The sequence below is a fragment of the Flavobacterium esculini genome, assembly GCF_048284325.1.
In the GTDB taxonomy this organism is placed as follows: Bacteria; Bacteroidota; Bacteroidia; order Flavobacteriales; family Flavobacteriaceae; genus Flavobacterium.
Map to the genome: position 1 here is coordinate 21,678 of NZ_JBLVPI010000005.1, position 12,948 is coordinate 34,625.

Genomic DNA, 12,948 nt, shown 5'->3' on the forward strand with positions numbered 1-12,948 from the left:
AAGTCCTGTAAAATTACAGGACTTTTTTGTGAAAAAAAAATCCCAATTCTAGATTTAGAATTGGGATTTTTAACAGAATAAAATAGATTTTATCTAAGGCTTGCTCCAAGCTCTGTTTCAAAATTATTTTGCAATTTACCCATGATTTTATCAATTTGAGCATCAGTTAACGTTTTTGAATTGTCTTGAATGGTAAAGCTTAAAGCGTATGATTTTTTACCTTCGGGAAGATTATTACCTTCGTAAACATCAAATAAATTAATATCTTTCAATAGTGATTTCTCTGTTTGGCGTGCAATATTGTAAATATTATCGTAAGTTATGTTTTGGTCAATTAGCAAAGCTAAATCTCTTCGAACTTCTGGGTATTTAGGAATCTCTGTATATTTTATTTTGGTAGCAATCAATTTCAAAATTAATGCCCAATTAAAATCTGCAAAAAACACTTCTTGTTTTATTCCAAAACTTTTCAATATTGATTTTTTAACCACACCCAATTCTACGATAATATCTGAACCAAATCCAATTGCAATTCCTTCAGAAAAGACATCGGAAGTCACCGGTAAATTTTGTGTTTTTTGAATACCTAATCTAGAAAGTATACCGTTTACATATCCTTTGAATAAAAAGAAATCGGTTGGTTTTTGAGCACTAGCCCAATTTTCTTTGTTTCTGTTTCCAGAAAGGAATAAAGTTAAATGTTTGTGTTCTTCATAACCTGAAGGAAAATTATGGTATGATTTTCCAAATTCAAATAATTTTAAATCTGCATTTTTACGATTGATATTATAGGAAATCGCTTCTAATCCAGAGAATAATAAAGATTGACGCATTGTTGCTAAATCATTGCTCAAAGGATTTAACATTGTTACGTTATGCTCTGAATTTAAAACATCAGAAAGTGCTACATAAGATGCCGTAGTCAATGAATTAGCCATCATTTCATTAAATCCTTGAGAATTTAATTGTGTGGCAATCGTATTTTGTATTTTATAATCCTCGTTTCTTGGAGAATTAGAAACTGTAGCATTTAGTTTTTTTGAAAAGTTAATGTTGTTGTATCCATAAACTCTCAAAATTTCTTCAATAACATCAATTTCTCTTTGTACATCAACTCTATATGCAGGAATTGTTAATCCCAATCCAGCATCAGAAACGCTGTTTACTTTAATGTCTAATGAAACTAATATTTTCTTAATAGTGTCTTTTGGTAATTCCTGACCAATAATTTTGGCCACTTTACTAAAGTTTAAAAACACGGTAAAATCTTCTATTTTCTTTGGATATACATTAATGACATCCGAAGTTATTTCTCCACCAGCCACTTCTTGTATCAATAAAGCGGCTCGCTTCAATGCATATTCAGTAATAGTTGGATCGATTCCTCTTTCAAATCTAAAAGAAGCATCGGTATTTAATTGATGTCTTTTGGCTGTTTTACGAATACTTACAGGATTAAAGTAAGCACTTTCTAAGAAAATTGAATTTGTGTTTTCTGAAACTCCCGATTTTTTTCCACCAAAAACGCCTGCAATGCACAATGGTCCTTTTTCATCACAAATCATTAAATCTTCCTCGTGTAACGTTCTTTCAACATCATCAAGAGTTATGAATTTAGTTCCGGCGGCAAGTGTTTTTACAATTATTTTTCCATTGATTTTTGAAGCATCAAAAGCATGAAGTGGCTGACCTAATTCATGTAAAACATAATTGGTTACATCGACAATATTGTTTTTTGGATTTATTCCAATGGCTTTCAATCGGTTTTGCAACCAAGCGGGTGATGCTTTTACAGTAATTCCAGAAATAGTAACACCACAATATCTAGGAGCAAGTTTTGCTTCTTTTACATCAATATCAATCTTCAGTATTCTTTTATCTACTCTAAAATTACTAACTGATGGTGTAATTAATTCTACATTAACGCCACTTTGCAACATTCCCGCTCTCAAATCACGGGCTGTTCCCAGATGGCTCATGGCATCGGCACGATTAGGAGTCAATCCAATTTCGAAAACTTCGTCATTTTCAATTTTAAAAACCGTTGCAGCTGAAGTTCCCGGTAATAAAGCATCGTCCAATATCATAATCCCATCATGGCTTTCGCCAAGACCTAATTCGTCTTCAGCGCAAATCATTCCATGACTTTCCTGACCGCGTATTTTTCCTTTTTTTATCGAAAAAGCAACGCCTTCCTTATCGTATAATGTAGTGCCTATAGTAGCAACTGGAACTTTTTGTCCCGCAGCGACATTACTGGCACCACAAACAATTTGCACAGGAATACCGTTACCTAAATCTACAGTGGTTATTTTTAGTCTATCAGCATCAGGATGTTGAGTACACGTAAGTACATGTCCTACAACAATGCCTTCTAATCCGCCTTTTACCGATTGGTATTTCTCAACAATTTCTACTTCCAGACCTAAATCTGTTAGCAATGCTGCTGTTTCTTCGGATTTCCAGTCTATTTTAATGAATTGTTTTAACCAGTTGTAAGATATTTTCATCTGTCAATTTTAATGCGATTACTTCGTCAGTTCGACCTTCGGTCTTGGGTGCAAATATAAGGATTGCAGGTTGGAGTAAGAAACAATTTTTTTGGTTTTTTATAACTGATTTGTCACCCTTCAGGAGTAGTTGAAATAATGATTTAATAGTATTAGGCATAAATATATAAGAATAAAATAATAAAATAAGGTTAAAAAAACAGATATGAAAATTTAATGCTACTAGTTGAATGAATTGTGCTATTCTAATGATGAATAGCAGACTATTTTTGATAAAATAAAATATATAACAACATGGATAATATAGTAAAAAGACCTGAATTCAAGGCAACGTACGATAATTATATAGGAGGAAAATTTGTTGCACCAATCGGTGGCCAATATTTTGATGTTGTTTCTCCTATTGATGGAAAAGTATTTACAAGAGCTGCACATTCGACTAAAGTTGATATTGATTTAGCTGTAGATAAAGCACATGAAGCTTTTCAAACATGGGGAAAAACATCCGTTACAGAGCGCAGTAATTTATTGAATAAAATTGCACAAGTTATTGAAGATAATCTAGAATATATTGCCACTGTTGAAACCATAGATAACGGAAAAGCAATCCGAGAAACTTTAGCTGCAGATATTCCTTTGGCGATAGACCATTTCAGATATTTTGCTGGTGTAATTCGTGCTGAGGAAAGTTCGATTGCTGAGCTGGATTCACAAACAGTTTCTATTGCTTTGAGTGAACCTTTGGGTGTAATTGCACAAATTATTCCTTGGAATTTTCCAATTTTAATGGCAGTTTGGAAATTAGCGCCGGCATTGGCCGCAGGGAATACCGTAGTTTTAAAACCAGCGGAAAGCACGCCAATTTCTATTTTAGTTTTAATGCAATTGATAGGCGATATTCTTCCTCCAGGAGTTGTAAATATTGTGAATGGTTTTGGAGCTGAGCTTGGAAGAGCTTTGGTAACTAACAAAAAAGTATCAAAAGCCGCATTTACGGGTTCTACACCGACAGGTCGTTTAGTTATGCAATATGCTACTGAAAATATTATTCCGGTAACATTAGAATTAGGTGGAAAATCCCCAAATATTTTTATGAAATCTGTAGGAGATGCTGACGATGATTTCTTTGATAAAGCGATTGAAGGCGCAGTAATGTTTGCTTTAAATCAAGGAGAAATTTGTACGTGTCCTTCCAGATTATTAGTCCATGAGGATATTTATGAAAAATTTATTGCCCGAGTTATTGAAAGAACAGCAGCTATCAAATTAGGAAATCCATTGGACAGAACCACTATGATGGGGGCACAGACTTCATTAGTTCAAAAAGAGAAAATTCTTAGTTATATAAAATTAGGAAAAGAAGAAGGTGCCGAATTGTTAATTGGTGGTGAAGAGAATCATTTGGAAGGAAATTTAACCGGAGGTTATTATATTAAACCAACTCTTTTCAAAGGGAATAATAAAATGCGTATTTTTCAGGAAGAAATCTTCGGGCCTGTTTTGGCTGTCACCACTTTCAAAACAACAGAAGAAGCGATTGCCATTGCAAATGATTCGATGTATGGTTTAGGGGCTGGAGTTTGGACACGGGATGCACACGAAATTTATCAGGTTCCAAGAGCCATTCAGTCTGGTCGTGTTTGGATTAATCAATACCATTCTTACCCTGCTGGCGCACCTTTTGGAGGGTACAAACAATCAGGAATTGGTCGTGAAAATCATAAAATGATGCTTGGACATTATCGTCAAACAAAAAATATGTTGATTTCTTATGATAAAAAGAAATTAGGTTTCTTTTAATAGATTGCAGATTATTGGTTAATCGTAAACCTGACAGATTGTATAATTTGTCAGGTTTTATTTTAAATGAAAAAAGATGAAAAAAAGAATTGACGCTACAGAAAAAGCAATAGAATTAATTAAAATATTGCAGGAAAAACATGGAGATTTGATGTTTTATCAAGCGGGAGGTTGTTGTGAAGGAACCCAGCCACAATGTTTTGAAAAAGGTGGTTTCTACCAAAGAATGGGAGATGTTTGTATCGGAATAATCGAAAATACTGAATTCTGGGTGGATAAGGATTTATTCGAATATTGGAAACATGCTCATTTTACTTTGGATGTAATTGATGCTTTTGGGGTAGGAGGATTTTCTTTGGAAACACCATTAAAAAAAACATTCAAAATTGAATACCGGATTTTTACACCAGAAGAAGAACTATCTCTTGAGTCTTTGAAATATATTGAATAAATCTAGTTTATCACATATAACAATTGATACTGTTTTGGCGTAATTCCTTCGTATTTTTTAAACAAACGAATAAAGTAATTCGAATCTTCAAATCCAGATAAGTAACAAACTTCATTGATTTGTATTGTTGGATTTTTTAGCAATTGTTTGGCACATCTTATTTTCTCGTTTATTACAAATTCTATCGGACTCATACCTAATTCTCTTTTGAAAAGCCTGTAAAAAGAAGTGGTGCTCATACATGCTTTTTCGCTCAAATGTTTCATGCTTATATTTTCCTTTAAATTTAATCGAATGAATTCTACTACTTGAGTAATAGGATTTTTTGGATCTGTAAACAAACCGTCATCAATTGCTTTTGCAGTTTGTGTTTGAATAATTCGGATTAATAATTCCTGCAAAGTCAAGTCGGCCAAAGCATCTTTGGTAATCAAAGTGCTCATGCATTCCTTTATCAATTTGTTTATGGTTGTCGCCAGTTCTACATTGTTGTAAAAAAAATAATTCTGATAATTCAATTGCCAGAATTGTGAATTGCCTTCTTTTGGATACCGTTCGTTTAAAAATTGCAAGGTATCGGTAATTTTAGTTTGGTCTATCGCTAAAGCCAAACACTGCGTAGGATTACTTTTTGTAGCCTCAGGAAAATCGATTTTCATTTCCACATTCGAAGGAATAACAACTGTTTCACCTGGCAAATAATCAAAGCTTGGGTCATCAAAAAGATGCATTATTTTTTTGCCTCTTAGCATGCTTGTTACGACCAAATCATTAAACTTCAAAGGAACTAACGCAGAAGATTCATAGGTTTCGAAAAGATTAAGTTCACAATGATTTAATGAGTAAACAGTTCTGTTTTCAACTAATGTTTTTAATGATTTTTCGTTGGATAAGTGCGGGGGATTTATAAAAGCACGATTGTTATTCATAGTTTTAAACTTAAAGAAGGCAAAGTTTAAATTTAATGAAAATAATTAGAACTGTAACACTGTTTAACAAATTTTAAATTAATTCCTCCACATGTTTTTTTATGTTTAGGGCAATTTTATGTGTTGGCAAATCATTTTCATCAGTTCCAAATGGGTCTTCTATTTCCTCGGCAATTAACTCTAAACTGGCCAAAACATAAAAAATAAAAACGACAACCGGCGCCACATAATAACCAAGGCTGAAAGAATAACCAAAGGGTAAAGTCATCACATAAAAAAAGATGAATTTTTTGATAAAAGCACTATAAGAATAGGGAATAGGCGTGTTTTTAATTCTTTCGCAAGCACCACAAATTTCAGTAAAGGATAATACTTCGGCATTTAAAATGATTAATTGATCACCTGTTATTTTTTTTGAAATATATAAATCATTGATTTTTTGAAATAGCATTTTTGCTACCTGATTGGGTTTGTGTTTGTGATGGTCAATTTCTAAATCAACATCATCAAATAATTGCTTACTGGTATCAGCATCATTCAAATGTTTATGTAAAATAGATGCATAACTCGGAATCATTTTTCTAAAATAATTGCGGTCTTTTTCATCCTCCAAGATCACCGATAATTTGATAGCAAAATTCCGGCTGTTGTTGACTAAACTTCCCCACATTTTACGTCCTTCCCACCAACGGTCATAAGCAGTATTGGTTCTGAAAACTAATAATAATGAAATTACAAACCCCAACATCCCGTGCATGATGGTAATATTCTTCACATAGCTATTGTCTGCTAATTGCCAATATTCGACTTCTAAGTACCCAATAATTCCCGAATAAGCGCCAATGGCCATCATTATTGGAAATAAGGTTCTAAAAGTATCTGCTTTATGGAAACGAAAGATAAAAGTAAACCAGTCTTTTGTATTGTATGAAATCATTTTAGGCTAAATTTTTTACAAATTTAAATTAAAAACTGAGATTACCCGCCAATTCTTTTAGTGCAATTTCAGATAATTTAGCTTGAAATTGAGCATTGCTGTAACGCACCTTCGCATTGACATAATTCAATTGTGCTGCTCTGAATTCTAAAGTGGTAATAGTTCCAATTCTAAATTTATCTAATGTAATATTTAAATTCTGCTTAGCAATTGCTTCATTTTTTTCTTCTAAAGCAATCAATTCCAAATTGGTCAAATAGGTTTGATAAGAAATAGATAATTGTGAATGCAAGGCCAAATTTTGCTGTTCGATTGTTATTTTAGAATTCTCAATCTGAATTTTGGCGATTTTCTCGTTTCTGTTTTGTGCAAATCCATCAAATAAATTCAAGGAAGCGCTAAAACCGTAATTCAATCCTTTGGATGCCGATTGTGATACAAATCCAAGACTGGATTGACTTTCAGAAAAATTGTAGCCTGTATTTATTTTTATGTTAGGATAACGCCCTGATTTTATTTGTTTTAACTGTAATTCAGAAACTCTTTTATTAATGATTTGGGTTTCTAATTGCGGGTTTTGTTTCTCTGCTAAAGCGCTTAATTCCGGAAGCAATAATTGGTTGTCAACTACAATTTTTTCAACCACTTTGAAATCAATATTAACATCTCTGGCAAGTATTTGATTCAATAGAATTTTAGTATTTACAAACAATTCTTTTTGCCTCAACAGCGTAACTTTATCTGTATTTAAATCCACTTGTGCATTTAAAACTTCCAGTTTTGATGCCTTTCCAATAGTAAATCGGTTTTGTGCCAAAGTCAATCGCTGATTAGAAATAACGATTGTGGAGTCTAAAGCAGCTAATTGCTGTTGTTGTTGTACCAAATCAAAATAAGTTGCATTGACATCACTGATTTTTGTAATTATGGTTAGTTTTAACTGGGCTTCTCCTAATTTTTGTAACTCTTTTAGTTGATCTAGTCTGGCAAACATACGCAGTCCGTCAAAAATTGTCCAATCCAATCCAATCCCATAACTTAAACTGTTGTTTTTAGCATTGTCTAATTCTGTTTCTGTTCCGTCCTGGCGTGTTTGCGAACTGTTTTGAACACTATTATTGTCCACAATTGTAGCAGTAACTTTAGGCAACATAGTTGCATTTCCTGGACTTACGTTAGTTTTGTCGATTAATAAATTGTTTGACGCAATTTTGATTTCATAATTATTTTCTAATGCAATTTTTATGGCATCTTCAACAGTTAATACTTCTTGAGCATTGGTTTTGACAATACAAAAGAGTATCACAATTAAACTTCTAAATAGTAATTTAGTATTCATCATAATTCAATGTCTTTTTAAAATCATTAAATTCTTGCAAACAAAAAATTATTTGAAAGAGTTAAAAAAGTATTTATTTTTTTAAATGAACTTAAAGATCTTATATGTTTTTATATAACATGTTTAAGTTCATTTAAGTTTTTTGATATAAATGAAAAAGGAAATATGTTATTTTACTGCTTTTTCATATTCTTCAATATGATCAAATTCAGGGTAATGTTTTCTTGCTTTTGACCACATCAAATACATCGCAGGAATAACAAATAAAGTTAAAACCAAAGAGAAAATAGTTCCACCTACAATCACAACTCCCATTCCAATTCTACTGGTTGAAGCAGCTCCAAGCGACAATGCAATAGGTAATGCTCCTAATGAAATGGCTAAACTCGTCATTAAAATAGGTCGCAATCTCGCTTCAGATGCTTCTAGTATCGCATCAATTTTTGATTTTCCTTGCTCTCGTAACTGATTCGCAAATTCGACAATCAGAATTCCGTTCTTGGTAACTAGACCAATAAGCATTACGGTACCAATTTGGCTAAAAATATTCCAGGTTTGACCAAAAAGCCATAACGAAAATAGCGCTCCGGCAACTGCCATTGGCACCGTCAAAATGATAATGAAAGGATCAATGAAACTTTCAAATTGTGCTGCTAAAATCAAAAATATAAGTAGCAAAGCTAATCCAAAGGCGAAAGAAGTATTCGAGCTGCTTTCTACATAATCTCTGGATTCTCCACCTAAATCGGTTGTGAATGTGTCGTCTAAAACTTTGGCTTTTATCTCATTCATCGCATCAATTCCATCGCTTATACTTTTGCCTGGAGCAAGACCAGCAGAAACCGTAGCCGACATGTATCGGTTATTATGATACAATTGTGGAGGATTACTTTTCTCTTCAATGGTTACCACATTGTCCATTTGAATTAATTCCCCTTTATTGTTTTTGACATACATGGAGGTTAAATCCAATGGTTTTGAACGGTCTTCTTGATTAAACTGTCCAATTACTTGATATTGCTTTCCATTTCTCATGAAATAACCAAAACGTTGACCACTTAAAGAAAGTTGCAGAGTTTGTGCAATATCAATTACTGATATTCCCAAACTCTCCGCTTTTTCTCTGTTGATACTAACATTGATTTCTGGCTTGTTGAATTTTAAATTTACATCACTTACAGCAAAAGTTGGATTTTTACCCACTTCATCCATAAAAACTGGAATTTTTTCTCTTAATTTCTCAAAGTTTGGAGCTTGAATAATGTATTGAATCGGTAGGCCTCCACGTCTGTTTACAGCGATTGTAGGTTGTTCAATTACCGAGGTTTTTGCATTAGGATATTGTTTGGACCATTTAGTCAATTTTTGTGCAATCTCTTTTTGGGAATCTTTCCTTTCGTTAGGTTCTACCAAAGAAACCCGAATGAAGCCACTATTCACAGACGAAGACCCAAATCCAGGAGAAGTAATCACTAAACTCACTTTTTTTCCAGGAATGGAATCGTCTACTAATTTTGACATTTCCTGCATGAAACGATCAGTATATTCGTAAGTAGATCCTTCAGGAGTTGACATACGCATTACAAACCCACTGCGGTCGTCATATGGGGCAGTTTCTTTTTGCAAAATATTAAAAAACAAATAAATCAGTCCAAAACAAGCAATCAAAATAGGAAAACTCAACCATTTCCTTTTCATGAAACGCTGTAAAGCACTAGCGTAACTACTGTTTAGTTTTTCAAAATACGGTTCTGTACGAATGTAGAATTTTGATTTTTTTTGTTCGCCACCTTTCATCAAATAAGCATTCAACATAGGGGTTAAGGTCAATGATACAAATGCTGAAATTAGTACTGCAGCACCAATAACCACACCGAATTCCCTAAACAACCGCCCAACAAATCCTTCGAGGAAAATTACAGGTAAAAATACAGCGGCTAAGGTTATCGAAATCGAAATTACTGCAAAAAATATTTCATTAGATCCTTTTATTGCTGCTTCAATAGGCGTCATGCCTTCTTCTACTTTCTTGAAAATATTTTCAGTTACAACAATTCCATCATCGACCACAAGACCAGTAGCAAGAACAATCGCTAATAAAGTCAATACATTTATCGAAAATCCAAAAAGCCACATAATAAAGAATGTTGCAATCAACGAAACGGGAATATCAATTAAAGGTCTGAAAGCAATAGCCCAATCTCTAAAAAATAAATAGATAATCAAAATTACCAAAATGATAGAAATCCCTAAAGTTTCGGCTACTTCAATCACTGATTTTTTTACAAATATGGTATTGTCGATGGCAATATTTAACTTAATATCTTTAGGTAAGTCTTTTTTTAATTTTTCGAATTCTTTATAAAAAGCAGTTGAAATATCTAAATAATTAGCACCGGGAAGTGGTACAATAGCCACACCAACTAAAGGCGTGCCTGATTGTGTCATTTGAGTTTCGGTATTTTCAGGACCTAAACTTGCTGTTCCAATGTCGCTTAAACGAATTACTTTTTCACCAACTGAACGGATAATGATGTTGTTGAATTCTTCAGGCTTGGACAGATTTCCAACCGTTTTAACGGTAAGTTCAGTGTTTTTTCCGGTCAGTTTTCCTGAAGGGAGTTCCACATTTTGTTTATTCAACGCATCACGAACATCCGAAATCGTACAACCATAAGACGCTAATTTCACTGGGTCAATCCACAAACGCATCGCGTATCTTTTTTGTCCCCAAATTTGAACACCACTTACCCCTGGAATTGTTTCTAATCGTTGTGAAATTACATTTTCGGCATAATCACTAAGTTCCAATGCATTTCGGGTATCACTTTGTACCGTCATTGAAATAATGGCATCTCCATTGGCATCAGCCTTAGAAACAACTGGAGGAGCATCAATATCTTGTGGTAAGTTTCTTACTGCTTGTGACACTTTATCACGTACATCATTGGCAGCTTCTTCCAGATTTTTATCTAAATTAAATTCGATTGTGATATTACTACTTCCCTGGGCACTTGATGAAGTAACGTTTCTGATTCCGTCAATTGAGTTAATGGCTTTTTCGAGCGGTTCAGTAATTTGGGATTCAATGATATCTGAATTAGCTCCGGCATAGTTTGTCCGAATCGAAATTTGGGCCGGGTCAATAGAAGGGAATTCTCGTACTCCCAGAAAACTGTACCCAATAATACCGAACAATACAATTGCTAAATTAATAACAATGGTAAATACGGGCCTTCTTATACTTGTAGTAGATAAACTCATTTAGATTTTATATTTCTGATTCTTGATTTCTGATTTTAGATTTCGTAGCCAATCTTTATCAGGATTTTTTAAAACTTTAAGCATTTAAGTAAATTAAGTTTTATATGCCTTAGCGTACTATAATTACTCAAGAGAGTTGTATTTATTGCTGTGCTTTTTTATTTAAGAGAGCTAATTTTTGTTTTTAAAATTACAGAAATTCTACGATGAGTTTTTAAAATCTGAAATCAAAAATCGTTAATCTTCAATCAAAAATCTATTTTATTTTCACCTTAACAGGAATTTCATCTTTTAATGACATTACAGCACTTGTCAAAACGGTATCTCCAGCTTTTAAGCCTGAAAGAACCAGAATTGAAGCATCAGTTCTTGTTGCGGTTTCAATCATTACTTCTTTAGCTTTCCCATTTCTTGAGATGAAAACTTTTTTTCCGTTTTGTACCGGAATAATAGCTTCTGAAGGAACTTCAATGGCATCTTTAATGATTTCCAAAGGCAATTCAACATTAGCAAATGTTCCTGGTAATAATTTGCCGTTTCTGTTTTCTGCAATTGCTCGAACTTGTAATGTCCTTGTTGCTACTTCAACTCCTGGCTCGATAGCATAAACTTTAGCAGCATATTTATCAGTTGAACCTGCAACAGTAAAAGTTAATTGTGTATTTGTTTTTACCTGGGTTGCATATTTTTCAGGAATCGAAAAAGTAATTTTTAGTTTACCAATATTAACTAATTTTGCCACTAGAAGTGTTGGTGTAATATACGTTCCCGGAGAAATGGAACGAAGTCCTATTTTTCCTGAAAATGGTGCTCTAACGGATGTTTTTGATATTTGTGCTTTTATCAGTTGACTTTGAGATTGTGCCGATTTTAAATCTGCTCTGGCAACATCATATTCTTCTTGGCTGATAGCCTCTTTTTGTAATAATAATTTAGCTCTTCTTTCGTTTTCGGATGCTAAACCTTCTTTGGTGGTCATTTGTCTCAATTGAGCTCTCAGTTCAATATCATTTACTTTAAAAAGCACTTGTCCTTTGCTGACATTACTGCCTTCCTGAAAATAAATACCTTCTACAATACCAGAAACTTCACTTCTGATTTCTACTTGCTCATTTGCTTCGATGGAACCGGAAAGCGACAGGTTATTATCAAAAGTTTCCGGGTGGACAACGATTCCTGTTACATTAATAGGTTTGTCTTTTCCTCCTTTATCATTTCCTCCTTCATTTTCACTTTTGTTTGCATTGATTCGGTAACCTATAAACCCAATAATTCCGATGGTTAATAAGGCGTAAACTAAGTATTTTATTTTCATGGGATAAGAGTAATATTGCGTTAAAGAAAACTATTTAAGATTGATTTAACAAAATTAGGGTTTACTATTGGGAATATTTGTTTTGTTAATTTTTATTTAACGTTTGTACATACAAATATTAATGAAATTTAGAATGACAAAGGGCATAATATTTCTTCATTTAGTTCCTAATTTGACTCTAAAAAATGGGAATGGTTTAACCAATAATTCTATAAAAGAAATATTTTTTGTAGAATTTACTTCAAAGGGTGGAATTTATAAAGGGATTTAAACAAATACGAAATGTAAAGACATCTAAGTTTTTACGAGCATTATAAGATCCTAGTATTTGTAATTTAAAAACGAATAGACAAAACAAAGTATTGATAAATAGGGGCTTAATTCCCATTTAAAGTAATAAATA

8 protein-coding genes are annotated in these 12,948 nt (G+C 33.1%); 2 read left to right on the top strand and 6 right to left on the bottom strand.

Annotated features, from left to right (window positions below; all coding sequences use genetic code 11):
- Window positions 1–89 precede the first annotated feature (89 nt).
- Window positions 90–2,510, bottom strand: a complete 2,421-nt coding sequence (pheT, locus tag ACNQGG_RS05850) for a phenylalanine--tRNA ligase subunit beta (RefSeq protein WP_417962085.1) — start codon at window positions 2,508–2,510, stop codon at window positions 90–92.
- Between the two features lie 294 nt (window positions 2,511–2,804).
- On the opposite strand from pheT, the gene ACNQGG_RS05855 reads away from it, so the two are divergent.
- Complete coding sequence (locus ACNQGG_RS05855) at window positions 2,805–4,310, top strand: aldehyde dehydrogenase family protein (RefSeq protein WP_417962086.1); 1,506 nt, start codon at window positions 2,805–2,807, stop codon at window positions 4,308–4,310.
- 76 nt (window positions 4,311–4,386) lie between these two features.
- Window positions 4,387–4,761 (top strand): DUF779 domain-containing protein, encoded by a 375-nt coding sequence (locus tag ACNQGG_RS05860; RefSeq protein ID WP_417962087.1) that lies wholly within the window; start codon window positions 4,387–4,389, stop codon window positions 4,759–4,761.
- A gap of 2 nt (window positions 4,762–4,763) precedes the next feature.
- Here ACNQGG_RS05860 and ACNQGG_RS05865 read toward each other — a convergent pair whose 3' ends face one another.
- The 5 genes from ACNQGG_RS05865 to ACNQGG_RS05885 form a co-directional block, all read right to left on the bottom strand.
- Window positions 4,764–5,690, bottom strand: coding sequence for an AraC family transcriptional regulator (locus ACNQGG_RS05865; protein WP_417962088.1), 927 nt, complete (start codon window positions 5,688–5,690; stop codon window positions 4,764–4,766).
- Window positions 5,691–5,763: 73 nt separating this feature from the next.
- Window positions 5,764–6,627 carry a bestrophin family protein gene (locus ACNQGG_RS05870; RefSeq protein ID WP_416858460.1) on the bottom strand — a complete coding sequence of 288 codons (864 nt, stop codon included), beginning with the start codon at window positions 6,625–6,627 and terminating at the stop codon, window positions 5,764–5,766.
- Between the two features lie 28 nt (window positions 6,628–6,655).
- A complete protein-coding gene (locus ACNQGG_RS05875) occupies window positions 6,656–7,966 on the bottom strand; it encodes a TolC family protein (protein WP_417962412.1) in 1,311 nt (436 codons plus the stop codon).
- Window positions 7,967–8,134: 168 nt separating this feature from the next.
- Entirely contained in the window at window positions 8,135–11,230 is a 3,096-nt protein-coding gene (locus ACNQGG_RS05880) for an efflux RND transporter permease subunit (RefSeq protein ID WP_417962091.1), read from the bottom strand.
- Between the two features lie 256 nt (window positions 11,231–11,486).
- Entirely contained in the window at window positions 11,487–12,545 is a 1,059-nt protein-coding gene (locus ACNQGG_RS05885; protein ID WP_417962093.1) for an efflux RND transporter periplasmic adaptor subunit, read from the bottom strand.
- Window positions 12,546–12,948 lie beyond the last annotated feature (403 nt).